The sequence below is a fragment of the Pseudomonas brassicacearum subsp. brassicacearum genome (genome assembly GCF_008801605.1).
In the GTDB taxonomy this organism is placed as follows: Bacteria; Pseudomonadota; Gammaproteobacteria; order Pseudomonadales; family Pseudomonadaceae; genus Aquipseudomonas; species Aquipseudomonas brassicacearum.
The window spans coordinates 61,061-83,541 of sequence record NZ_VZPJ01000017.1 but is presented as its reverse complement, the minus strand read 5'-3'; the positions used below and the strand labels follow the sequence as shown (position 1 = coordinate 83,541).

General features: G+C 61.1%; 24 protein-coding genes. 16 read left to right on the top strand and 8 right to left on the bottom strand.

The window, feature by feature from the left end:
- Positions 1-256: 256 nt before the first annotated feature.
- The 6 genes from F7R20_RS27560 to F7R20_RS27535 all read left to right on the top strand — a co-directional run bounded on the left by F7R20_RS27560 (position 257) and on the right by F7R20_RS27535 (position 5,937).
- Positions 257-1,225, top strand: coding sequence for a glycosyltransferase family 2 protein (locus F7R20_RS27560; RefSeq protein WP_003198832.1), 969 nt, complete (start codon positions 257-259; stop codon positions 1,223-1,225).
- 2 nt (positions 1,226-1,227) lie between these two features.
- On the top strand, positions 1,228-1,938 hold the full coding sequence (locus F7R20_RS27555; RefSeq protein WP_003198834.1) for a class I SAM-dependent methyltransferase: 711 nt from the start codon (positions 1,228-1,230) through the stop codon (positions 1,936-1,938).
- A 44-nt stretch (positions 1,939-1,982) separates the two neighbouring features.
- Entirely contained in the window at positions 1,983-2,318 is a 336-nt protein-coding gene (locus tag F7R20_RS27550) for a GtrA family protein (RefSeq protein ID WP_043042647.1), read from the top strand.
- Positions 2,315-4,399: a DUF6311 domain-containing protein gene (locus F7R20_RS27545; RefSeq protein ID WP_003198837.1), complete on the top strand. Its 2,085-nt coding sequence runs from the start codon at positions 2,315-2,317 to the stop codon at positions 4,397-4,399. The genes F7R20_RS27550 and F7R20_RS27545 overlap by 4 nt, the downstream gene beginning before the upstream one ends.
- Before the next feature lie 146 nt (positions 4,400-4,545).
- On the top strand, positions 4,546-5,469 hold the full coding sequence (locus F7R20_RS27540) for a LysR family transcriptional regulator (protein WP_003198839.1): 924 nt from the start codon (positions 4,546-4,548) through the stop codon (positions 5,467-5,469).
- Positions 5,470-5,571: 102 nt separating this feature from the next.
- On the top strand, positions 5,572-5,937 hold the full coding sequence (locus F7R20_RS27535) for a 5-carboxymethyl-2-hydroxymuconate Delta-isomerase (RefSeq protein ID WP_003198841.1): 366 nt from the start codon (positions 5,572-5,574) through the stop codon (positions 5,935-5,937).
- Between the two features lie 3 nt (positions 5,938-5,940).
- Here the strand turns inward: F7R20_RS27535 and F7R20_RS27530 are convergent, their stop codons facing one another.
- Positions 5,941-6,873 carry a LysR family transcriptional regulator gene (locus tag F7R20_RS27530; RefSeq protein ID WP_003198843.1) on the bottom strand — a complete coding sequence of 311 codons (933 nt, stop codon included), beginning with the start codon at positions 6,871-6,873 and terminating at the stop codon, positions 5,941-5,943.
- A 535-nt stretch (positions 6,874-7,408) separates the two neighbouring features.
- Here F7R20_RS27530 and F7R20_RS27525 point away from each other — a divergent pair.
- The 6 genes from F7R20_RS27525 to F7R20_RS27500 all read left to right on the top strand — a co-directional run bounded on the left by F7R20_RS27525 (position 7,409) and on the right by F7R20_RS27500 (position 13,905).
- Positions 7,409-8,776, top strand: a complete 1,368-nt coding sequence (locus F7R20_RS27525; protein WP_161796643.1) for a glutamine synthetase family protein — start codon at positions 7,409-7,411, stop codon at positions 8,774-8,776.
- A 165-nt stretch (positions 8,777-8,941) separates the two neighbouring features.
- Entirely contained in the window at positions 8,942-10,591 is a 1,650-nt protein-coding gene (locus F7R20_RS27520) for a phosphoethanolamine transferase (RefSeq protein ID WP_003198847.1), read from the top strand.
- Positions 10,592-10,659: 68 nt separating this feature from the next.
- Positions 10,660-11,301 carry a class I SAM-dependent methyltransferase gene (locus F7R20_RS27515; RefSeq protein ID WP_003198849.1) on the top strand — a complete coding sequence of 214 codons (642 nt, stop codon included), beginning with the start codon at positions 10,660-10,662 and terminating at the stop codon, positions 11,299-11,301.
- A gap of 121 nt (positions 11,302-11,422) precedes the next feature.
- The gene (rnd, locus tag F7R20_RS27510; RefSeq protein ID WP_003198851.1) at positions 11,423-12,556 is read left to right on the top strand and encodes a ribonuclease D; all 1,134 of its coding nucleotides are present in this window, start codon (positions 11,423-11,425) and stop codon (positions 12,554-12,556) included.
- Complete coding sequence (locus F7R20_RS27505) at positions 12,553-12,846, top strand: YcgL domain-containing protein (RefSeq protein ID WP_003198853.1); 294 nt, start codon at positions 12,553-12,555, stop codon at positions 12,844-12,846. The genes rnd and F7R20_RS27505 overlap by 4 nt, the downstream gene beginning before the upstream one ends.
- Positions 12,847-12,972: 126 nt before the next feature.
- Positions 12,973-13,905: a D-2-hydroxyacid dehydrogenase gene (locus F7R20_RS27500; RefSeq protein WP_003198855.1), complete on the top strand. Its 933-nt coding sequence runs from the start codon at positions 12,973-12,975 to the stop codon at positions 13,903-13,905.
- Between the two features lie 137 nt (positions 13,906-14,042).
- Here the strand turns inward: F7R20_RS27500 and F7R20_RS27495 are convergent, their stop codons facing one another.
- A complete protein-coding gene (locus F7R20_RS27495) occupies positions 14,043-14,636 on the bottom strand; it encodes a nitroreductase family protein (RefSeq protein ID WP_003198856.1) in 594 nt (197 codons plus the stop codon).
- A 160-nt stretch (positions 14,637-14,796) separates the two neighbouring features.
- Between F7R20_RS27495 and F7R20_RS27490 the strand changes: the two genes are divergently transcribed.
- Complete coding sequence (locus F7R20_RS27490) at positions 14,797-15,246, top strand: YcgN family cysteine cluster protein (RefSeq protein ID WP_003198858.1); 450 nt, start codon at positions 14,797-14,799, stop codon at positions 15,244-15,246.
- Between the two features lie 31 nt (positions 15,247-15,277).
- Entirely contained in the window at positions 15,278-16,507 is a 1,230-nt protein-coding gene (locus F7R20_RS27485; RefSeq protein WP_003198859.1) for a hypothetical protein, read from the top strand.
- A gap of 124 nt (positions 16,508-16,631) precedes the next feature.
- Here F7R20_RS27485 and F7R20_RS27480 read toward each other — a convergent pair whose 3' ends face one another.
- Together F7R20_RS27480 and F7R20_RS27475 are read right to left on the bottom strand one after the other, a co-directional pair.
- Entirely contained in the window at positions 16,632-17,009 is a 378-nt protein-coding gene (locus tag F7R20_RS27480) for a YgaP family membrane protein (protein WP_003198860.1), read from the bottom strand.
- A gap of 77 nt (positions 17,010-17,086) precedes the next feature.
- Complete coding sequence (locus F7R20_RS27475) at positions 17,087-17,557, bottom strand: RNA methyltransferase (RefSeq protein WP_003198862.1); 471 nt, start codon at positions 17,555-17,557, stop codon at positions 17,087-17,089.
- Positions 17,558-17,742: 185 nt separating this feature from the next.
- Between F7R20_RS27475 and F7R20_RS27470 the strand changes: the two genes are divergently transcribed.
- Positions 17,743-18,075 (top strand): DUF2790 domain-containing protein, encoded by a 333-nt coding sequence (locus F7R20_RS27470; protein WP_003198864.1) that lies wholly within the window; start codon positions 17,743-17,745, stop codon positions 18,073-18,075.
- A gap of 72 nt (positions 18,076-18,147) precedes the next feature.
- On the opposite strand, the gene F7R20_RS27465 is transcribed toward F7R20_RS27470, so the two are convergent.
- The 4 genes from F7R20_RS27465 to F7R20_RS27450 form a co-directional block, all read right to left on the bottom strand.
- Entirely contained in the window at positions 18,148-20,307 is a 2,160-nt protein-coding gene (locus tag F7R20_RS27465) for a copper-transporting P-type ATPase (RefSeq protein WP_003198866.1), read from the bottom strand.
- A gap of 2 nt (positions 20,308-20,309) precedes the next feature.
- Positions 20,310-20,570, bottom strand: coding sequence for a DUF2933 domain-containing protein (locus tag F7R20_RS32015; protein WP_033028066.1), 261 nt, complete (start codon positions 20,568-20,570; stop codon positions 20,310-20,312).
- Between the two features lie 291 nt (positions 20,571-20,861).
- Positions 20,862-21,236 carry a YajD family HNH nuclease gene (locus F7R20_RS27455; RefSeq protein WP_003184246.1) on the bottom strand — a complete coding sequence of 125 codons (375 nt, stop codon included), beginning with the start codon at positions 21,234-21,236 and terminating at the stop codon, positions 20,862-20,864.
- Between the two features lie 48 nt (positions 21,237-21,284).
- Positions 21,285-21,971 (bottom strand): spermidine synthase, encoded by a 687-nt coding sequence (locus F7R20_RS27450; protein ID WP_003184244.1) that lies wholly within the window; start codon positions 21,969-21,971, stop codon positions 21,285-21,287.
- 72 nt (positions 21,972-22,043) lie between these two features.
- Here F7R20_RS27450 and F7R20_RS27445 point away from each other — a divergent pair, with 72 nt between their 5' ends.
- Positions 22,044-22,331: a hypothetical protein gene (locus tag F7R20_RS27445; protein WP_003198868.1), complete on the top strand. Its 288-nt coding sequence runs from the start codon at positions 22,044-22,046 to the stop codon at positions 22,329-22,331.
- The last annotated feature ends 150 nt before the right edge of the window (positions 22,332-22,481 follow it).

The window sequence follows — 22,481 nt, the reverse complement described above, 5'->3', positions numbered from 1 at the left end:
GTGGCTGCCAGCCTAGCCAAGTGGGTGGTTTTGGCTACGGGAAATTCGTTTCCATTGGTTATCAAATATTGCTGGGGCATGAGCCCGGAGAGGCTGTTCGACTTTCTGTTGGAAAAAAGTCATGTTGCGAACATGCAGTCCGCTGAAGTTCCGGTTTGATCCTTGCGTTGCCCTGCCCGGTCCTGCTTAATACGTTTCGACGCCTAGGGCCGCAAGCCAATGGGACTGAAAACACTATAAGAAAAAGAGCCATCAAGTGACTGAATATCCAGGAACGGATCTGCAGGGTCATCTAGCGCTTTCGCTTGTCATTCCGGTCTACAACGAAGTCCAGTCCATCGATGTGTTCATGGCCAGGATCGACCAGGTCTTTGCCCATGAAGCGCTGGTGAGCCTGGAACTGGTGTTCGTCAACGATGGCAGCGTGGACGACACATTGGTGCTGCTGCTGGAACGGCAGAAGACCGATCCGCGCATCCGGGTCGTCGACCTGAGTCGCAACTTCGGCAAGGAGGCGGCGTTGAGTGCCGGCCTGCAAGCCGCCCGTGGCCAGGCGGTGGTGCCGATCGATGTCGATTTGCAAGACCCTCCCGAAGTGATCCTGGAAATGATTGCCCACTGGCGCAACGGTGCCGAAGTGGTGCTGGGCCATCGGATCAACCGCGACTCCGACTCCTGGGCCAAGCAGGTTTCCGCCAACGGGTTCTACCGGCTGCACAATAAAATCGCCGACCACAAGCTGCCGGAGAATGTCGGCGATTTTCGCTTGATGGATCGCTGCGTGGTCGATGCCCTGCAAACCCTGCCCGAATCGCGCCGCTTCATGAAAGGGCTGTTTGCCTGGGTAGGATTCCGCACCACCCACGTGGATTACGTCAGGCCTGAACGGGCCGCCGGTGAAAGCAAGTTCAATGGCTGGCGCCTGTGGAATTTCGCCCTTGAAGGCATCACCAGCTTCAGCACCGAACCGCTGCGTATCTGGACGTACCTGGGGCTTTGCGTCTCGCTGGTGTCCTTTGCGTTCGCCATCTTTATCGTGCTGCGAACGCTGATTTCCGGGGTGGACCTGCCGGGCTATGCCTCGCTGATGGTGGCGGTCACGTTCCTGGGCGGGTTGCAACTGATCGGTATCGGCGTGCTGGGCGAATACCTGGGCCGCACCTACATCGAATCCAAGCGCCGACCGGTTTTCCTGGTGCGGCGCATCTATGACGCCAAGGACTGACCATGGACCTCAAGGAAACCGATATCCTCGGTCCCGATATCGAGCAGCATTGGTACTACCGGTCGAAAGCACGCGCCATGCTGCACATGCTCAAGGGTTTCTCGGCCAGTACGCTACTGGACGTGGGGGCTGGGTCGGGCTTTTTTTCCCATCACCTGCTGACCCATACCGCAACGGCCCAGGCCTGGTGCGTGGACATCAGTTATCCGGCCGACTCCGACGCCAGCACCGCCGGTAAACCGGTCCGCTACCGCCGTGCCATCGACACGCTGGACGCGGACCTGGTGTTGCTGATGGACGTGCTGGAGCATGTGGACGATGACGTGGGGCTGCTCAAGGCCTACGTCGACAAAGTGCCGTCCGGCAGCCGCTTCCTGATCACCGTGCCGGCGTTCCAGTTTCTCTGGAGCGGGCATGATGATTTTCTCGAGCACAAGCGCCGCTACACCCTCAAGCAGCTGGAAAGTGTCGTGGCGCAGGCCGGTCTGCAGGTCCAGCAAGGTGCGTATTACTTCGGCCTGGTATTTCCGATTGCCGCCGGTCTGCGACTGTTGCAGCGCAAGGCGTCCGGAGCCCCGGCCAAGTCGCAGCTGGCGCGGCATCATCCGCTGGTCAATGGCGTGTTGAAGTCTCTTTGCAGCCTGGAGCGTCCGTTCATGGGCGCCAATCGTATGGCCGGCCTGACGGTGTTCTGCCTGGCGCAGAAGCCGTGATCTGGACGCACTCGCCGTTGCTGCGACGTGCCCTGCGCTTTGCCATGACAGGCCTGCTCGTCACGGCGGTGCATGTGCTGGCTGCGGTGCTGTTCGTGCACCTGATCCTGGCAAACCCGCCACTGGCCAATGGTTTCGCCTTTGTCGTGGCGACCGTGGTGTCGTACCTGGTCAACACCCTCTGGAGCTTTTCCAGCCGCTTGCATGGCCGCACCCTCGGCCGTTTCGTGGTGGTCTCGATCGGCGGGTTGGGGCTGGCGATGCTGGTGGCCTGGGTGGCCCAGCGTGTCGGCCTGGATTACCTGGCGGGCATCGCGGCCGTGGCACTGATTATCCCGGTGTTTACCTTCATCCTGCATAATTTCTGGACGTATCGATGACCGTTCGTGGTGAGCGTTATTGGGTTTGCTTGTTGCCCATACTGTTGGGCGCGCTGGCGTTCCTGCTGGTGATCGGCCCGCGGGTCCTGGATCCGACGAACATCGGCTGGTTGGGGGAGGGCGATGCGGCGACCCACTACATGGGCTGGGCGTTTTTCCGCAATTCACCCTGGACCTTTCCGTTGGGCATGAACCCTTCCTATGGTTTGGAGTTGGGCAACGGCATCATTTTTTCCGACTCCAACCCGCTGCTGGCGTTCCTGTTCAAACCCTTCAGCTCCTGGCTGCCCGAGACGTTCCAGTATTTTGGCCTGTGGTTGCTGGCCTGTTTCATCCTGCAAGCCTGGTTCGCCTGGAAATTGGTCGGCCTGTTGACGCCGTCGCTGTGGATCAGGCTGTTGGGGACAGGGTTGTTTGTGTTTTCGCCGCCGATGTTTCTGCGCATGGGTGGGCATCTGTCGTTGTCCGGGCATTTCCTGATCCTGGCGGCCCTGTACCTGGCGCTGCGGCCGGGCTTGCAGAAGCGGCGGCTGGCCTGGGGCGTGCTGCTGGCCGTGACGGCACTGGTGCATGCCTACCTGTTGGCCATGGTGGCGCTGATCTGGCTGGCTGACCTTGCCAGTCAGGCCATCAAGGGCCGGTTGTCCCGGCGCGATGCCTTGATCGAGCTGGGTGGCTTGTTTTTGCTGGTTGCGTTCTGCTGCTGGCAGGCGGGTTATTTCAGCGTGGGCGGCGGGACCGTGGCGGGCGGTTATGGGTTGTATCGCCTGAACGTGATGTCGCTGGTCAACCCCAGCGGCTGGTCACACACCTTGCGCGACATGCCCCAGGGCCCCGGGGACTACGAAGGTTTCAATTACCTGGGATTGGGCATCCTCATGCTGGCAATCTGCGCCGGCGTGGCGTTGCTGCAAGGCAACACCGGTTTGGCGAATGCCGTACGCCACAGGCGACTGTTGCTGTTGGCATTGATCGGGCTGACGCTGTTTTCGCTGACCAACAACCTCGGCATCGGCATGCTGAATCTGCATTACTGGCTGCCCAGGCCCCTTGAGCTGCTGGCGAACGTCTTTCGCGCGGCTGGCCGGATGTTCTGGCCGGTGTTCTACGCCATCGTATTTGCCGTGATTTTCCTGGTGATCCGCGGCAATAAACCACGGGCGGCGGTGTATCTGCTGGCCATTGCCCTGCTGGTGCAAGTCCTGGATACCCGCGCTGGATGGGCAGGCCTGCGCCAGAGCCGGATGATGCCGGCCGCCTCCAGTTGGCCCACGTCCATGACGGATCCGTTCTGGGCCAGTGCGGCCAGCCATTATTCGAAAGTCCGGACGCTGCTGCCGCAGAACCAGCCGGAAAATTGGCTGCTGACCAGCCAATACGCTCTGACGCATGGGTTGCAAACCGATGGCGTCTACCTGGGACGCATGGGCACCCGGGAGATCGAACAAGCCCAGCGCCGCGCCGCGCAGATGCTTGCCAGCGGCGAGTATGCAGCGGATTCGTTGTACATCCTCGACCCTGGCACCGCGCTTCAGGCAGCGAAGACCGTCAAGCGCCAGACCGACCTGTTGACCCGTATCGATGGCCTCGTGGTGCTGGCGCCGGGTTGGAAGTCATGTGCCCAATGCCCACCGTTTGCCGATGAGACGCTGGATGTGCAGATGAAGCTCGGCGAGCGCCAGGTGTTCAGCCGAATCAACCCGATGTTGGCCGACGGCTGGGGACGCGTCGAGGAGTGGGGCACCTGGTCGGAAGGGACCGAGGCTGAGATTGTCTTGCGCATACCGCCAGAGGCGCGCGCCCTTTCGATCGAAGCGGCGGCGTTCGTGCAGCCCCAGCACGCGCGCCAGCGAGTGGACGTCTCGATCAACGGTGTGGCGGCGTTGTCGACGCAGTTCACGCGCCTGCAGGACAACACCTTTGAACTGCCCCTGACACCGGCCATTCGTGAAGCGATGGGCGTGGATGGGCCGTTGCGCGTGCATTTCCATTTGCCCGATGCCATCAGTCCCAAGGCGCTGGGGTTGGGGGGGGATGAGCGCGTCATGGCGCTGGGGCTGAAATCATTGACCGTGAAGTAAGTTTTTATAGGGGCGCCTGAAACCGCTTGCAGGCGCAATGACTATTGTGGCGAGGGGATGAATCCCTCGCCACAAAAGCAGGGGCGCATAGACGCGCAGCCCCTGGCGTTTCTACACTGCATCCAATCAAGGATCGAGGGCAGTGGATGAACCGCAACGAATTGCGCAAGGCCGACATCAACCTGATGGTGGTTTTCGAAACGCTGATGCTTGAGCGTAACGTGACACGGGTGGCGGAAAAACTGTTCCTGGGCCAACCAACCATCAGCTCGGCCCTCAATCGTTTGCGCAAGATGTTCAACGACCCGTTGTTCATTCGCGTCGGCCACCGCATGGAGCCGACGGCCCGGGCTGAAGAAATCATCCGGCATCTATCTCCGGCGCTCGATTCGCTGTCTGTGGCCTTGAGCCTGACCCACGATTTCGATCCCACCAACAGCACCATGACGTTTCGCATCGGCCTGTCGGATGACGTCGAGTTCGGCCTGTTGCCGCCCCTGTTGAGCAGCCTGCGGCAAGAAGCGCCGCAAATCGTGTTCGTGGTGCAGCACGTCGATTACTGGCGCATCCCCGATTTGCTGGCATCGGGCGACATCACCGTGGGCATCAGCCAGACGCGCGGTCTGCCGGCCAACGCCAAGCGCAAATTGTTGCGACACATCCAGCCCCGGGTGTTGCGCGCCGATGCCTCGGACACGCCGCTGACCCTGGACGAGTATTGCGCGCGACCCCATGTGCTGGTGTCCCATACCGCGAACGTTGCCGGGTTTGCCGATGAATGGCTGGCCGAGATCGGACGCACGCGCCAGGTCGTGCTATCGGTGCCGCAATACAGCGCATTGCCGGCGTTGCTGGCCGGCACGGACCTGATCGCCAGCCTGCCGGACTATACCGCCGCCGCCATGGCGGCTTCGGGGCAACTGTTCAACGAACCCTTTCCTTTCAAGACCCCAACCCTGGATTTGTCCATGGTCTGGCTGAGCCATGTCGACAGTGACCCGGCCGAGCGCTGGTTGCGGTCGCGGTTGGAGGCCTTCATGGGCGAGCGTGGGGTCTTGGCGCAACCCTGACCCGGCCCGCAGCGAAACAAAACCTGCCCCAACGTTTAAAGTCGAGGTAAGGTTGTGACGGCTGAAATCCCCTTGTCATATTTTCGAATCGGAGTCGAACACATGCCTCACCTGCACATGGAGTACACCGCCAACCTGCCCGAGCTGAAGGCCGATGTCGCATTGCTGCGCCTGAACAATGCGCTGGTGGCCTCTGGCCAATTCGCCGCCGAGCTGGACATCAAGAGCCGGGCCGTGAAACTCGAGACTTTCCGGGTGGGCACGGGGCTGGGCGAGCGGGGTTTCGTCCACGTGAAGCTGGCCTTGCTGAGCGGTCGCTCGCCGGAAATCAAGAAGCAACTGGCCGATAGCCTGCTGGCCGTGATCCAGGAACTGGGGCCATGGCCGGCCGACGTTAGCGTGCAACTGTGCGTGGAAATCCTCGACATCGATCGAGGCCCGTATGCCAAGGCCTTGATCGGTCAATGACGATCAGGTGTCGCGGGCGCCGCAGGCCTTGATGATCTGTTCGCGCAGCCAGGCGTTGGCACTGTCCTGATCGACGGCCAGGCTCCACTGCATGTTCAGGGTGAACCCCGGCAGGCCCTGGGGCACTTCGTGATGATTGAAGATCGCCTCGTTGGCCAGCAGTTTCTGGATACGACGGGGCAGGGTCAGGATGAAGTCGGTGCCGGTGATCATCTTCAGTGCGGCACTGTAGCTGTTGGCGCGGGCGGCAATCTGGCGTTGATGCGCCTGCTGCGACAGCCAGCCGTCCACCATGTTGGTCGCTGACGACCAGGGCGTCGGAAACACGTGTCGACGCCGTACGAAAGACTGAAGGCTCAGTTGCGGCTCAAGTGGCGTCGCCCGTTTATCCACGACACAAACCAGGTCTTCCTCCAGCAACTGCCGGGATTTGAAATCGGCATGGTTGCTGTGGAAGTTCGGGCCGAAGCAGATCACCAGGTCCAGGCTGCCGTCGCGCAACTCTTCGGCGGGAATGTCGGCTTCAAGCTTGTGCACGTTCACCACCACCGGCAGATTGGCGTAATCGAAGCCTTGCAGCAGTTGCGGCAGGATCAACTGCTCGAAGTATTCCGGCGCGCAGATATTGAAGGTAATGGCCTGCCGGGTCGGATCGAAGGTGGGTGTACCGGCATGGCACAGGTTGATGCTTTGCAAAATGGCGCGCACATGGTCGTACATGCCCTCGGCCTTATAGGTGGGGCGCATGCCGGTGCGGGTGTTGATGAATAGCTCGTCTTCGAAACAGGTTCGCAGTTTCTTGAGGCAATAACTGACGGTTGACTGACTGACGCACAATGCCTCGGACACGCCGGTGACACTGCTTTGCTCGTACACGGCGCTAAACACCATGAGGTCTTGCATGTCGAGCTTTCTGAGGGAGTTACTGTTCAGCATCCGTTCTGTCTCTCGCTGTGCTCCTTGCGCGATTTTGCGCAAACCAGGCTGACGATCCTAACGGAACGATGGTGCCAAGAGAATGCCGGGCAGGCGCTTTCATGGTCGGGAACGGGACAGATAATGTAGGGAACACGACGTGTCGATCAACGACTGTTTGGTTTGCCTATGTTTAGTTCGCTGCGATCCAAGCTCCATCAAATCCAGGTTTAACCTCCCAGGGTGCCGTGGGACGCTTGCTCGATGTGTTTTCTGTGATGCGCTCATGGACGGTTGGCTCCTGGCATTCCAATACCCTTCATCTGCCGCGGTCGATCCGGTTGGCCGGTTCACGCCTGCCATGGCCCCAACTCTTAGTGCGTTGCCTTCCGAGCTAGCCTTTTGGGCGCTCTGGCATTGCCGTCACGCCCGTCCTCCAGATACTCGTATTACCTGTTGATCATTCGCAGTGTTCGCTCAATGGCGAGCACAGACTGACGGTGCCTTGTCGCCCGTCCGACATGGAAATACGAGCCTTCTCATGAGCCTTGCCAAGATTTCTTTCGCACCCGTGCAACACGCCCAGGCGTTTCTTGCGCAGAACCCCGATATCGAACTGTTCGAGCTGTTCATTCTCGACAACAACGGCGTGCCCCGGGGCAAGTTGTTGCATCGGGACGAGTTGCTGGCGGTCTTCGAAAGTGGCCGGCCACTGCCCAGTACGATTCTCGGGCTGACGGTCAATGGCGATGATGTGGAAAATTCCGGGCTGGTGTGGGACGTCGGTGACATCGATTGCCGTGCCTATCCCCTCAGCGGCAGCTTGCAGCGCATGCCGTGGCGATTGATTCCCACGGCCGCCGTGCAGGTCAGCATGCATCCCCGGGAAGGAATGCCGGCGACAATCGCCGATCCACGTTATCTGCTCAGCCAGGTGATCGAAGCCTTGCAGGCCGATGGTTATTACCCGGTGATGGCGGCGGAGCTGGAGTTTTATCTGCTGGACGCGCAACGCGACAGCCAAGGCCGGCCACAACCGGCGCGCGATGCCGACGGTGGCCGACCGCGTGCTACCCAGGTCTACGGTTTGCGCGAGCTGGAGCAGATCGAGCCGTTCCTGGCCGATCTGTACGCTGCGTGCAAGGTGCAAGGCATTCCGGCCCGGACCGCCATTTCCGAATACGCACCGGGACAAGTGGAGATCACCCTCGAGCACCGCAGCGATGCCTTGCAAGCCATGGATGAGGCGGTGCGCTACAAGCGACTGGTCAAGGGCGTGGCCCACAAGCACGGCATGCAGGCCTGCTTCATGGCCAAGCCGTTCGATCACTTGGCGGGCTCCGGCATGCACATGCATGTCAGCCTGGCGGACCGCGATGGCCACAATTTGTTTGCCAGTGAAGCCGCCGACGGCACGCCGCTGTTGCGCCAGGCAGTAGGTGGGATGCTCGACACCTTGCTCGATTCGCTGTTGATGTTTTGTCCGAACGCCAACTCCTACCGGCGCTTCCAAAGCAACAGCTACGCGCCGCTGGCAGCGACCTGGGGCGTAGACAACCGCACGGTGAGCCTGAGGGTGCCGGGCGGCCCGGCGTTCTCGCGGCACATCGAGCATCGTATCTGCGGCGCCGATGCCAACCCTTACCTGGCTGCGGCGGCGATATTGGCCGGCATTCATCGCGGCCTGCGTGAACAGTGCGATCCCGGGAAGCCTGTCGAAGGCAACGGCTACGCCCAGGCGACCGAGCTGTTGCCCACCGACTGGCTCACCACCCTGCGTGCCCTTGAGGCATCGGCCTGGGCCCGGGAAGCGTTTGGCGATGAGTTTCTTGGCGTTTATCTGGCGGTCAAGCGCGCCGAATACCGTCAATTCATGGGGGAAGTCGGAGAGCAGGACTGGCGCTGGTATCTGAATCAGGCGTGAAATCGGCTGGCCAGTGGTTTCTTAAATAATTATTTAGTAGCAAGTTTTTCACGAAAAATTGATGGTGAGCTACCTAAAGTTTGTGCTGCCGTAGGAAATGAAATTTTCACATTTTCTACGGCACTTCTTTTTCAAAGAGCAACTTTCAGGAAGCCGTCAACCATCATGCTGACCATTAAAGCCGTGCGCCCCGAGTGGGTGACACTGGTCGCCAGTGCCTTTTTATTAGTGGGCTTCAACATCGTTCTCTGGCAACACTTGCTAGCGATCACCACGGCTGATGCTCGTGGCCTGCTGATGTGCCTGGCGTTTGGCCTGATGATTTTCAGCGCGTTCAACCTGGTGTTGACGCTCGTGGCTTTCCGTCCGCTGCTCAAGCCCGTGCTGATGCTGTTGTTCCTGATCAGCGCTGGCGTGGCGTATTTCATGGCCCAATACGGCGTATTGATCGACGCTGGCATGTTGCGCAACTTTGCTGAAACCAATGCCACGGAAGTTCGTGATCTGTTGTCGCTGAAGTTGTTTGTTTATATCGGGTTGTTGGGGGTGTTGCCTTGCTGGTTATTGTTCAAGACCCCGATCAACTACCGTCGTTGGCCCAAGGAATTATTAAGTAAGTTGCTGGTCGGCGTGGCGTCGGCCGCGGTGATTGGCGTGGTCGCCCTGGCCAACTACCAAGGCCTGTCTTCGTTGTTTCGCAACCACCACGAGTTGCGCTTGATGGTCGTGCCGAGCAATTACATCGGTGCTTCGTTCGGCTACTTGCGTGAGCAGGTCGCGTCGGCCAAGCAGCCGTTCATCACCCTGGGCGAGGACGCGAGCCGCAATCCCGCCTGGCAAACCCACGGCCGCAAATCCCTGACCGTGCTGGTGGTGGGCGAGAGTGCCCGGGCCGAGAACTTCGGCATCCTCGGCTATAACCGCGACACCACACCGACACTGGACAAAGAGGCCGGCCTGATCGCCTTCACCGACGTGCAGTCCTGCGGCACTGAAACCGCCGTGTCGGTGCCTTGCATGTTTTCCAACATGGGGCGCAAGAACTACGACGCCAGCGTCGCCAAGAATGAAGAGGGGTTGCTGGATGTGCTCAAGCGCGCCGGGCTGGAGGTGATCTGGCGGGACAACCAGTCTGGCTGCAAGGGCACCTGCGACCGGGTCACCGTGCAGGATGTGAGCAATCTGAAGGATCCAACCCTGTGTGCGAGCAGCGAATGTCGTGATGAAATCCTGCTCCAGGGGCTGCAGCATTTCATCGACACGCTCGACAAGGACACGGTGCTGGTGCTGCACCAGATGGGCAGCCACGGGCCGGAATACTTCAAGCGCTATCCCAAGGAGTACGAGCATTTCACCCCGGTCTGCGAAAGCAACGCGCTGGACAATTGCAGTCGCGAGAGCATCGTCAACGGCTACGACAACACGCTGGTGTACACCGACCATGTGCTCTCGACCCTTATCGATCTGCTGCGGGCCAACCAGGACAAGGTCGACACGGCCATGCTGTACCTGTCGGACCATGGTGAATCCCTGGGCGAATACAACCTGTTTCTCCATGGCACACCCTACATGCTTGCCCCGGAGCAACAGAAACACGTGGCGATGCTTGCGTGGTTTTCCGACAGCTATCAGAAGTCTTTCTCGGTCGACACCCATTGCCTGCAACTGAGTCGGCAAAAGCCCTTGAGCCAGGACAACCTGTTTCATTCGATGATCGGGTTGCTGGAAGTCAACAGCCAGGTCTACAACCGGGACCTGGATCTGTTCGCCAACTGCCGCGGTGCGGTGATTGACGGTGTCCTGGCGCGAGAGTGATGGCCTGGACCTTTTTTTCACGCAGCGTTGTTTAACCTGTCATCCATCCAATCCCAAGAGCCGTTCGTATGTCCGGGCTACCCCCATCCACCGTCGAGCTTGAGTTCGCCAGGCAGCATGACCAGGAACATGCACAGGTCTGCTGTCGGCCGGCGCCTCGTCGGTTGCGCCTGGCGTTCTGGCGCGACGAACACATGGTGCGCAACGCCCTGAAGGTGGCGGGCGAACCCGGGTTGGTGCTGGATGTAGCCTGTGGCGCGGGGCGGTTCTGGCCGGTGCTGGCCGAGCACGCCAACCGGGTGATCCTGGCGGCGGACCCGTCGCCGGACATGCTCGAACATGCGCTCACCCACCATGGCGGCGCGTTGCTCCAACGGGTCAAGACGTTCCCGAGTTCGGCGTTCACCATCGGGCTGTCGGCCAACGCGGTGGATTGTATTTGTTGTCTGCAACTGTTTCGCCACGTCAGCGCCAGCGAGCATCGCCTGGCGCTGTTGCGCGAATTTCATCGGGTCAGTCGCGACACGGTGATCGTTTCGGTGCAAATCGAAGGACGCTTCAAGATCGGCCAGGCGCCGCAACGGAGCCTGGCCGATAAGGCCAATCTCGAAGCCGAGTTTCGCCAGGCCGGTTTTAACGTGCTCTGGTATCAGGATTTCCTGCCCGGTTTCGCGCTAACGCGTGTTTATGTATTGCGTAAGACCGGTTAAGTCCTGATGTAGGACTATTCTTGCTTTTTCGCAGGCGATTTCTCTTAGGCTGCTGCTCTATGGATGCTCGCAATCGCCGGCGGCGATATATACTGCGCGCCATTCTTCAAGGGAGAGCCGTGTGGCCATCGATATTCACTGGATTCGCGACAACGATAGCCTCGGTCAGTTTTGCGCCGAGTGGCAGCAGTTGCCATTCGTCGCCCTCGACACCGAATTCATGCGGGTCGACACTTTTTACCCGATTGCCGGTTTATTGCAGATCGGCGACGGCAAGCGCGCCTACCTGATCGACCCCTTGACCATCGACAATTGGCAACCCTTGGCCGCACTGCTGGAAAACCCGGCGGTACTCAAGGTGTTGCACGCCTGCAGCGAAGACCTTGAAGTGCTGCTGCGCCTGACCGGCAGCCTGCCTGCGCCGCTGTTCGATACTCAATTGGCCGCTGCCTACCTGAACCTGGGTTTCTCCATGGGCTATTCGCGGCTGGTGCAGGAAGTGCTGGGTATCGAGTTGCCCAAGGGCGAGACCCGTTCCGACTGGCTGCAACGGCCCCTGTCAGAGACGCAGATCAGCTACGCGGCAGAGGATGCCGTGCACCTGGCAGAAGTTTTCGTACTGCTGCGCCCGAAGCTTTCCGACGAAAAATACCGTTGGGTCCTGGAAGACGGCGCCGAACTGGTGGCCAACCTGCGTCGCGAAGTCGACCCGTACGAGGTCTACCGCGAGGCCAAGCTCGCCTGGAAACTGTCCCGCGCCCAATTGGCCGTGCTGCGCGAGCTGTGCGCCTGGCGCGAACGCGAGGCGCGGGCCCGTGACCTGCCGCGCAATCGCATCATTCGTGAGCATTCGCTGTGGCCCCTGGCCCGTACCCAGCCGGACAACCTCGGCGCGTTGGCGAAGATCGAAGACATGCACCCGCGCACCGTGCGCCAGGACGGCCAGTTTCTGCTGGACCTGATCCAGCGCGCCGCCAGCGTGCCGCCCGAGCAATGGCCGCCGGCCGTGGCCGAGCCCTTGCCCATCGAGGCCTCGGCCCTGGTCAAGCGTCTGCGGGCGCTGGGGCAGGCAGAAGCCGAGCGCCTGGAAATTGCCCCGGAGCTGATGCTGCGCAAGAAAACCCTCGAAGCGCTGATCAAGAGCGGCTTCCCCGAGGGCCCTTACCAATTGCCCGATTCGTTGCGTGGCTGGCGCCGCGAATTGATGGGCCAGGCGCTGCTCGACAGCCTGGCCACTGCCGGAGAACAGCCTTGAAACGTATCTGCTCCATCTACCGAAGCTCGAAGAAAAACGAGATGTACCTGTATGTGCTCAAGAGCGATGCCTTGGAGCGTGTACCTGAGCCGTTGATGGCCGCCTTTGGCAAGGCGATCCATGCCTTCGACCTGGTGCTTAGCCCTGAGCGGGCGCTGTCCCGGGAAGACATCAACAAAGTGCTGGAAAACCTCGACACCCAGGGCTATCACTTGCAGATGCCGCCGGCCGAAGACGAGTACATCGAGCATTTGCCCGAAGAGTTGCTGCGCCGCAACGACCCGGTCTGACGGTATTGGAGGCATCTGTCCTGGGTGCCTCCTTAAACACACTGGAATGGTTTATTGACGACGATCGCAGGGATGGAGCGACACTCTGTCGGCGATTGTCTGCACTGTTTTTGAAAGGTTTGATTCATGCGCGTTCTGATTGCCGAACACGACCACCCGGTGTACGCCCAGCTTTTGCGTCAGGCGGCACCCGATATTGAAGTCCTGACCAGCGGCGACTCCGCCGAACTGTCGCGACTGGCCACCGATTGCCCGGTCTGGCTCGGCCAGCCTGATCTGTTGGCCACCCTGTTGCGTCAGGGCCATAGACCCAGCTGGCTGCAATCGACCTGGGCAGGCATCACGCCGTTGCTGGCCGAGGGTTTGACGCGCAATTACCGCCTGACCCGTGCGGTGGGCATTTTCGGCCAGGTGATGGCCGAGTACGTGCTGACCTACATGCTTGGCCATGAGCGCGAGGTGCTGGCACGTCTGGTCAGCCAGGTCGAGCGCAAGTGGGACAACCGCCAGGGGCAAGGGCTGGCCGGGCGCAAGGTGTTGATCGTCGGGACAGGGGATATCGGCCAGCGTGTGGCGCAGTTCCTCGTGCCGTTCGGTGTGCAGTTGTATGGCGTTGCCCGCGAAGCCCGGGCGTTGGCGCCGTTCATCGAGGTCGGGGCGCTGAAGGATCTGCCACGTCTGGTGGGCGAGGCGGATTACGTGATCAATCTGCTGCCCAACACACCCGATACCCATGATGTGTACGACGCGGCGCTGTTCAAGCAATTCAAGCCGACCGGCTTGTTCATCAACGTCGGCCGTGGCGTCGCGGTGGTGGATGCGGACCTGGTGCAAGCCCTGAAGGAAGGGCACCTGGCCGGTGCGGTGATCGACGTCTGCCGCCAGGAGCCGCTGCCGCAGCGCCACCCCTTCTGGACCGCCTGGGGCCTGCTGTTGACTGGCCACAGCTCGGCACCGACCTCGCCGCCGATGATGGTGCAGTTGTTCCTGGAAAACCTGCGGGCCTACCAGGCGGGCGACGCGCTGCGCGGTGAAGTGGACTTCACCCGGGGCTACTGAAGCTAACCCCTATCAAACTGTGGGAGCGAGCTTGCTCGCGATAGCGGTGCATCAGTCGACATCAATGTTGGCTGACCTGACGCCATCGCGAGCAAGCTCGCTCCCACAGTGGTTATTTCAGTGATCACAAAACAGGGTTACAGGCTGAAATCGCCTTCTGCCACCAGTTCGCTCAACGGCCGGCGCGGGCTTGGGGTTTCGCGGGCCTGGAGGTATTCGGCCAGTGTCGATTTGTCCCCCAGCTTGCCAATCGCCACGGCGGCGTGCAGGGCGTAGCCTTCCGGGATCTTCAGTTCCTTGCGGGTCAACTCCTGGTCGAAACCGGCCATGCCGTGGGTATGCCAGCCGCTGAGGCTGGCTTGCAGCGCCAGGTGGCCCCAGGCCGCGCCCGTATCGAAGGTATGGGACTGCGCTGGGGTTTCTTCGGTGGCGCCGGGCACGGCGAAGGTGGTTTTCGAAACAATGATCACCAATGCCGAGGCGTGTTGGGCCCAGCCGCGGTTGAATTCATTGAGCAGGCCCAGGAAACGCTCCCAATTCGGCGTGTCGCGACGTGCATACAGGAAACGCCACGGCTGGGAGTTGTACGCCGACGGCGCCCAGCGTGCGGCCTCGAAGAAGCCCAGCAGGGTTTCTTCGGCAATGGTTTCGCCGGTAAAGGCGCGGGGCGACCAGCGCTCGATGAATTGAGGGTGAATCGCGTAATCGGCAATGCGGGGATTGGCACTCATGGGCTTACCTGGCTGGGGTTTGGAAACTCAATGACGCAACCTACGTCCCGCCGCCCGGCCTGACAAGCCCCGGCCTACCGACAGTCGCCAATGCTTGGCCTGAAGAGGCCCGGGCACTAGACTGTCGGCCTTTTCACCACCTGATGTTGATGCTTGAGCCATGGCCGCCAAAGTCGAACCGTTCTGGAAACGCAAAACCCTCGATCAGCTCGATCCGCAGGAGTGGGAATCGCTGTGCGATGGCTGTGGCCTGTGCTGCCTGCAAAAACTCGAAGACGAAGACGACAACAGCGTCTACTACACGCGCATCGCCTGCAAACTGCTGGACCTGAAAACCTGCCAGTGCACCGACTACCCCAACCGCCGCGACTTTGTCCCCGACTGCATCCAGCTCACGCCGGGCAAGGCCGATGAGTTCAAATGGCTGCCGCCGACCTGCGGTTATCGGCTGGTCAGCGAGGGCAAGGACTTGCCGTTGTGGCACCACCTGGTCTGCGGTGATCGCGATGCCGTGCACCACGAACGCATTTCCCAGTCCGGGCGTATGCTGGCCGAAGGCAGCGTGCCGGAAGACGATTGGGAAGATCATCTGATTTTCCGCGCCGGCTGAGCCGTCGGGTGGCGCGCCCCAGGGAGAACCCATGGCTGCAGGATTGAAACGGATGCTGGCCGCCGGGCTGCTGGCGATGTGCGGGCCGCTGTGGGCGGCGCAGAAAGTCGATCTGGATTATCACGTGCACCTGTTGCCCCAGAGCGATCAGGCCGAAGTACGCCTGACACTGGCCCGGGGAGCGGCGGTGCGCAGCCTGGATTTTGACCTCGGCGACGGCAGTCGCTACAGCGATTTCAAGGCCGACGGCCAGTGGCAACTCACCCCCGGCAAAGAGGCGCGAGGTGTCTGGCGGCCGGCAGCCGACAAGGCCAGCCTGAGCTACCGCGTGCGCATCAGCCATGCGCGCAAGAACGCCACCTTCGAAACCCGCATGACCCCGACGTGGGCGTTACTGCGCGGCGACGACCTGGTCCCGTCGGCCAAGCTCGACCAGCAGGACGGCGTCGAACTGGTAGCCCGTCTTGAAGTTGAATTGCCCAATGGCTGGAAAAGCATCGAGACGCCCTGGCCGCGCATCGGCAAGCAACGTTTTCGCATCGACAACTCCTCGCGCCTGTTCGACCGCCCCACGGGCTGGATGCTCGCCGGCAAACTGGGCAGCCGCCGCACCCGCCTGGGCGAAACGGAGGTGACGGTGGCCTCGCCCCAAGGCCAGGGCATGCGCCGGATGGATGTGCTGACGCTGCTGACATTCGTCTGGCCGCAGGTACAAGCGCTGGTGCCGCGCCATCCGGCCAAGTTGCTGATTGTCGGTGCCGGTGATCCGTTGTGGCGTGGCGCCCAGGCCGGTCACGACTCGATCTACCTGCACAGCCGTCCGCCGCTGGTCAGCGAGCGGGGCAGTAGCCCGTTGTTGCGGGAGTTGGTGCAGGCGCTGGCTCGGGTCAATGATCATGATCGCAGCGACTGGATCAGCGAGGGGCTGACCGAGTACTACGCCATCGAACTGCTGCGCCGCGCCGGTGGCCTGAGTGATGAGCGCTATCAGACCCTCAATGACCGGCTCGCCCGCGACAGCAAGGGCGTCACCACCTTGCGCGGCGAACAGATCAGCCCCGGGGCAGTGGCCAAGGCGGTGTTGCTATTGCAGGAACTGGACCGCGAGATTCGCCTGAAAACCCGTAACAAGCGTTCGCTGGATGATGTGTTGCAGGGGGCGATGCGGCTGGAGACAGTGGATACCAAGGAGTTCGTTCAGCTCAGTGAAAGTGTCCTGGATGGGAGCTCTACTGTGCTGGATACCAAGTTAATTCAGTAATACCGCTATCGCGGGCAAGCCTTGCTCCCACAGGATTGAGTCGTACCAAATATCTCATCCGGCGAAGATCCAGTGTGGGAGCAAGGCTTGCCCGCGATGAGGCCATCAGCCTCACCACAAAAAATCAGAGCCCAACCTTCGGCGAATCCAGCGAATCATTCCCCGTCACCGTAGCCGTACCAGTCGCCGCCTCGGCATTGGCCTTCAGGCGACTCAGCTCATCACCGGCCTGTTCGATGCGAGCGCGGGCGTTGCTGAGGTTCTGCCGGTTCTTTTCCAACAAGGCCTTGGCCGAGCAATGCCCGGTGATCCCCCGCGCCAGCGCCATGCCGCCGATCGCCAGTTGAGCCAGGCCGAGCACACCGCCACGGCGCAAGCCCTTGCCCATCATCAGCACACCGCCAGCCAGTGAGCCAATGCGTTCCCAGCCATGCACGTTTTGTGGCGGATGGGATTGGAAAGGGGTGGTCTCAATCGGCTCGAACGGATTGTTATCGCTCATGATCTGTCTCCAGTGTGGGAATTGGTATAAAACTGACTGCCCGAGCGATTGCCTTGTTCAATCGAATGTTGCACCGATCAGCGGAATTGCGGCCCCGAACGGGTGTTGTTGCCTTTGGCCATGCGGTCATACAGCACGACGTTGACGGTGGCGGCCAGGTTCATGCAGCCGGTGGTGGGGATGTACACCACGTCTTCGCACCAGTCGCGAATGTCCTTGTCCAGCGAACCGTCTTCCGGGCCGAAGATATACAGCGCCCGGTCCGGGTGAGTGTATTCGGGCAGTGGGCGAGCGCCCTCCACCAGTTCCACGGCCACTGGCACACAGCCCAGGGGCAGGATTTTCTTCAGGTCGTCGATACCGATCAGCGGGATGTCGTAGTGGACTTTCTTGGTGTCGGTGACGAAGTCGGCGGCACGCTCATAGCGCTTGCCGGTGTAGAACACCGACGCCACGCCGTAGCAGCCGGCGGCACGCATGACCGAACCGACGTTTTCCGGTGACTTGGGGTTGAACAGACCGATGCAGCTATAGCGTTTGTTGGCCACGGGCGGGGTGCCTTTGGGGAAAAGGCGCGATTATACGGGGAATGGGGCTGCGTGTTCAGTTTGTGAGTGGGGGCTGATGGTCGGTTACCCATTCACGAACCTGACCAATCGGTAACGTCCCCGCCAGCGTCGTGAAAGGCACCAGTCGTTATGGTTTGCCTGACAAATGACTGCCGGAGTTCCTCATGAAGACCCTTGATGCCTTGCTCGCCGTTTCGATCCTGTCTCTTTCTTCCCTTGCCTTGGCGGAAGGCGGAGGTGACCGGGTTTATGGCCAGATGATCCAGAACAATCAACTGGCCATGGCGCGATACGCCGCCGAAAACGGCAAAGCCGTCGCCGAAATCGTTCATTACGAATACGGCATGAACCTCGATGTAAAAAAAGTGGTGAGCATTACGCCGGCCAATAAAGGCTGTGGTGTCGGACCGTCGCGCATGACTTACGAAGACTCGAGCGGCAAGCTCAATACTGTGGAATATAGGCTCCTGGGTGATAACTGTCCGAATGGCGGCTGATTACCGTCTCGTTTGTTCTCCTTTGGTTTTGAGACGGTCAGGCGCCCTGGTGGCGCCTGTTTTTTGCGCGGATTATTGTGCTGGCGTGTTACGCAACCTCAAGGCATTGAACACCACCGATGCTGAACTCACGCTCATGGCGATCGCGGCAACCATGGGCGAGAGCAAGTGACCGGTCAGGGGATACAGCAGGCCGGCAGCCAACGGAATACCCATCGAGTTGTAGAGGAAGGCAAAACCGAGGTTCTGGCGCATGTTTCTAACGGTTGCCACCGAAAGGGTGCGGGCCCGCAAGATCCCCATCAAATCGCCTTTTACCAAGGTCAGTTGGGCGCTGTTCATCGCCACGTCCGTACCTGTTCCCATGGCAATGCCTACGTTCGCCCGAGCCAGGGCGGGCGCATCGTTTATTCCGTCACCCGCCATCGCGACCTGGCGACCATCGCGCTGCAGGTCCGCCACCAGGCGCTCCTTGTCCTCGGGTTTGACTTCGCCATGGACCTCTTCAATGCCCATCTCCCTGGCCACGGCGCGTGCAGTGGTGAGGCCGTCGCCGGTGGCCATGATGATTTTTATGTCGTGAGCCTTGAGCCGGCTGACCGCTTCCCTGGAGGTCGGCTTGATCGGGTCCGAGACGGCCAGCAGCCCGGCCAGCGCACCGTCGATGGCCATGTAGATAATGCTGATGCCTTGCGCGCGTAGCTGCTCGGCCTGTTGTTGCAGTGGGCTGACGCTGATGCTGGCGGCGTTCATCAGGGCGGTATTGCCCAAGTGGACCTGCTTGCCGTCCACCTGGCCACTGACACCGATACCGCTGCCGGATTCAAATGAAGCCGGCTTGATCAGTTCAAGATGCTCAACTCGTGCGTGATCGACGATGGCGTGGGCCAGGGGATGTTCGCTGCCCTGGTCGAGGCTGGCGGCCAACAGCAGCACCTGGCTGTCGTCGAAGCCCTGGGTGGCTTTCACGCTGTGAAAGGCCGGGCGCCCTTCGGTCAGGGTGCCAGTCTTATCGACGATCAGCGTGTCGATCCTGCACAAGTTCTCGATGGCGCTGGCGTCCCGGAAAAGCACGCCCAGGCTGGCAGCCTTGCCGGTGGACACCATGATCGACATGGGGGTTGCGAGCCCTAGCGCACAGGGGCAGGCGATGATCAGCACAGCGACAGCATTGATTAGCCCGAAGACCCAACCGGGCTCGGGACCTAACAGCCCCCAGCCGAAAAAGGTCAGTGCGGCGATGGCAATCACGCCCATGACGAAATAGCCCGCGATCACGTCGGCCATGCGCTGCATAGGGGCTTTCGAGCGCTGGGCCCGGGCGACCATCTGGACAATTTGCGCCAGGACGGTCTCGGCGCCGACCTTCTGCGCCGTCATCACCAAGCTACCGTGGGTGTTGATCGTGGCGCCGATCAGGCTGTCCCCGGCGCGTTTGATCACCGGAACCGGCTCGCCAGTGAGCATCGACTCGTCCACGGCGCTTTCACCTTCGAGCACCGCACCGTCGACCGGGACCTTTTCACCGGGCCTGATCCGCAGGTGGTCACCCTGATGGACGTGGGTCAGGGGGATGTCCTGTTCCTGGCCGTCGGCATTGATCCGGCGCGCGGTTTTGGGGGACAGCCCCAGCAGCGACTTGATGGCGGCCGACGTCTGCGAGCGAGCCTTGAGCTCCAGCATCTGCCCCAGCAAGGTAAGAGAGATGATCACCGCGGCGGCTTCAAAGTAGACGCCGATCCGCCCCTCCTGCATGAACGTGGCGGGAAAAGCTCCGGGCCAAAACGTGGCTGCGACACTGTAGAGATAGGCCGCCGCGGTGCCCAGGCCAATCAGGGTCCACATGTTCGGGCTACGCTGGCGAACAGAGGCCACTGCCCGCACAAAGAACGGCCAGCCTGCCCACAGGACCACGGGTGTCGCCAGGAAAAACTCGACGAAATTTTGTGTTGCACCGTGAAACAGCGACAAGGCGTGCCCCGCCATGGCGAGCACGGTGACGATGACCGTCAACGGCAGGGACCACCAGAAGCGGCGGGTGAAGTCCTTGAGTTCTGGATTGTCCTCTTCTTCCAGCGCGGGCATCACCGGCTCCAGCGTCATGCCGCACTTGGGGCAGATGCCGGGGCTGGGTTGGCGTATTTCCGGGTGCATGGGACAGGTGTATTCAGTCGCCATGTCGCCGCTGGGCGCTGAAGCACTGTGGTGAACGTGCGCTGGAGTGTCGGGCATGGCTAGGAACCTTCCTGATCCCTGCGGTTGACGGGTGGCTCGCCATGTCGTCCATGACCGCCATGGCCATGGCCATGTCCGTGTCCGAAGACATGCATCAAGGGACATATCAGGAGAATCAGGTACGGCCAATTCGCCGCGATGTGGCTGAAGTGTTCTCGCGCCAGATAGAAGAGGCCAATGGCCAACAACATGATCAAGACAATGCCGGTCTTGCCCCGCCAGAATGACGTTGCGCCAGTCGGGGGTTGATGAGTGTTCATGGTGTCGCTCCTTCAGGCCGGGCGAGCCACCGCCACCGATAACCCCAGCATAGGCAGGGAGGGCTTTGGCAGATTGATATTCATCAACCTTGGCTTACTTCACCTGCAAATGAGGGAAGTAGCGGGCATGCTAAAGGTGCGAAGCTGTCAGCGACCTGACGGGGGCATTGCAGATTTGTCAGCGAGGCCATGAAAGCGGCCCAGGCAGCCGCTCCACAGTCGAGTGAGGGGACTGGATCTGTGGAGCAACACTTTGCAGCGCAAGATAGACCGGTTCGCCACAACGGCCAGTTACTCGTCCTTCTTCATCAACCCGGCCAGTGCGGCGAAGGGGTTGTGGGTCGCCTTGGCGATTTTCGGGGTGCTCAGGGAGCCGTCGCCGAAATATTGCTGGTCGGTGTAGCGCGAGTGTTCGTTGTCGTGGCAGTACAGGCACAGCAGTTCCCAGTTGGAACCGTCCTGCGGGTTGTTGTCGTGGTTGTGGTCGCGGTGGTGAACGGTCAGTTCGCTCAGGCGCTTGCCGGAAAACTCACGGGCGCAGCGGCCACAGACATGGGGGTACATTTTCAGGGCTTTGTCGCGGTAGCCCATCTCCCGGTCGCGCTGGGCATCGGCGAGGATGCGGTCCAGCTTGGCGGTGTTGGACGGTGGCGTTGACGAACTCATGGGTTCACCTTTGTAGACAAGACGGATGACGGTTGGACAGAGTTTAGCTCAGCCCTTGAGCTTCTCGGCAATCCAGATGGTGTGGCGGGTGCCTTTGTTGCCATGGGCGAACACTTGCACCTCTTCGGCCTTGAAGCCGGCCTTCTTCAGCTTGTCGGAAAACTGCCGGTCAGCGCTGGCCGACCAGACCGCCAGCACGCCCTTGGGCCGCAGGGCCTTGGCGCAGGCGGCCAGGCCTCCCGCCGAATACAGCCAACTGTTGGCTTTCTGGGTCAGGCCTTCCGGGCCGTTGTCGACATCGAGCATGATCGCGTCGAAACCCTGGGGTTCGGCTTGCAGCACCTTGGCCACGTCTTCCATGCGGATCACCGTGCGCGGGTCCGACAGCGGCCGCCCGGCTTTTTCACCCAGTGGGCCACGGTTCCACTCCACCACGCCGGGCACCAGTTCGGCCACCACCACTTCGGCGGTCTTGCCCAGGTGCTTGAGGGCCGAGGCGAGGGTGAACCCCATGCCGAGGCCGCCGATCAGCACGCGCGAGCCAGGACGACCGGCGACCTTGCGGCAGGGGATCTCTGCCAGGGCGTCTTCGGAACCGTGCATGCGGGTGTTCATCAACTGCCCGCCGTCGCCGCCCTGGATCTTGATGACGAAGTCTTCGCCGTACTCGAACAGGCACAGGGCACCGCCGTTATCAGGGATGGGTGTGGTGTCGAGCAGAACGAAACGTTTCATGGAAATCTCGTAGGAGGGCAAACCGCGCGGTAACGACTAGCCTTAAAGCAGACAATAGCCACGGAGCCATTGATGAAGTGCATCATTCTAACGGCCATTGCCCTGGCGGCGCTCTCAATTAGTTGCGCCCAGGCTCAACAACCGACGATTCCGGTCAACCCGCCCAGCATCCCCGGGTCGCCTGGCACCGCCACTCCCATGCCCTATCCGCCGGTGACGCCCAACGGTGTGCCCAAGGCTGGCCCCGGAGGCGGCGGGCCGCCCTTGCTGCCACCCATCGAAATGCCCAAGCCGCCCAAGGACCAGCCGATACCGGGCATGGAGCCCAAGCCGGTGAAGGCCAAGTCGCCGGGGGGGTAGACCTGAAGCCCGTCGGTGAAACAACTGAATGGTAAAAACCTGTGAGTTCGGGCATTGAGGTGGACTCTGTGGGAGCAAAGCTTGCTCGCGATGACGTCGACATATGCAACACCGCTATCGCGAGCAAGCTTTGCTCCCACAGGCTCCCCA

Bases quoted from the DNA above. Each gene is read 5' to 3' on its own strand.
- F7R20_RS27555 (WP_003198834.1), top strand. From the start codon at position 1,228: ATGGACCTCAAGGAAACCGATATCCTCGGTCCCGATATCGAGCAGCAT.
- F7R20_RS27535 (WP_003198841.1), top strand. From the start codon at position 5,572: ATGCCTCACCTGCACATGGAGTACACCGCCAACCTGCCCGAGCTGAAG.
- F7R20_RS27550 (WP_043042647.1), top strand. From the start codon at position 1,983: ATGACAGGCCTGCTCGTCACGGCGGTGCATGTGCTGGCTGCGGTGCTG.
- F7R20_RS27490 (WP_003198858.1), top strand. From the start codon at position 14,797: ATGGCCGCCAAAGTCGAACCGTTCTGGAAACGCAAAACCCTCGATCAG.
- F7R20_RS27445 (WP_003198868.1), top strand. From the start codon at position 22,044: ATGAAGTGCATCATTCTAACGGCCATTGCCCTGGCGGCGCTCTCAATT.
- F7R20_RS27455 (WP_003184246.1), bottom strand. From the start codon at position 21,236: ATGAGTTCGTCAACGCCACCGTCCAACACCGCCAAGCTGGACCGCATC.
- F7R20_RS27470 (WP_003198864.1), top strand. From the start codon at position 17,743: ATGAAGACCCTTGATGCCTTGCTCGCCGTTTCGATCCTGTCTCTTTCT.
- F7R20_RS27495 (WP_003198856.1), bottom strand. From the start codon at position 14,636: ATGAGTGCCAATCCCCGCATTGCCGATTACGCGATTCACCCTCAATTC.
- F7R20_RS27480 (WP_003198860.1), bottom strand. From the start codon at position 17,009: ATGAGCGATAACAATCCGTTCGAGCCGATTGAGACCACCCCTTTCCAA.
- F7R20_RS27465 (WP_003198866.1), bottom strand. From the start codon at position 20,307: ATGCCCGACACTCCAGCGCACGTTCACCACAGTGCTTCAGCGCCCAGC.
- F7R20_RS27530 (WP_003198843.1), bottom strand. From the start codon at position 6,873: ATGCTGAACAGTAACTCCCTCAGAAAGCTCGACATGCAAGACCTCATG.
- F7R20_RS27515 (WP_003198849.1), top strand. From the start codon at position 10,660: ATGTCCGGGCTACCCCCATCCACCGTCGAGCTTGAGTTCGCCAGGCAG.
- F7R20_RS27450 (WP_003184244.1), bottom strand. From the start codon at position 21,971: ATGAAACGTTTCGTTCTGCTCGACACCACACCCATCCCTGATAACGGC.
- F7R20_RS27520 (WP_003198847.1), top strand. From the start codon at position 8,942: ATGCTGACCATTAAAGCCGTGCGCCCCGAGTGGGTGACACTGGTCGCC.
- F7R20_RS32015 (WP_033028066.1), bottom strand. From the start codon at position 20,570: ATGAACACTCATCAACCCCCGACTGGCGCAACGTCATTCTGGCGGGGC.
- F7R20_RS27485 (WP_003198859.1), top strand. From the start codon at position 15,278: ATGGCTGCAGGATTGAAACGGATGCTGGCCGCCGGGCTGCTGGCGATG.
- F7R20_RS27545 (WP_003198837.1), top strand. From the start codon at position 2,315: ATGACCGTTCGTGGTGAGCGTTATTGGGTTTGCTTGTTGCCCATACTG.
- F7R20_RS27540 (WP_003198839.1), top strand. From the start codon at position 4,546: ATGAACCGCAACGAATTGCGCAAGGCCGACATCAACCTGATGGTGGTT.
- F7R20_RS27500 (WP_003198855.1), top strand. From the start codon at position 12,973: ATGCGCGTTCTGATTGCCGAACACGACCACCCGGTGTACGCCCAGCTT.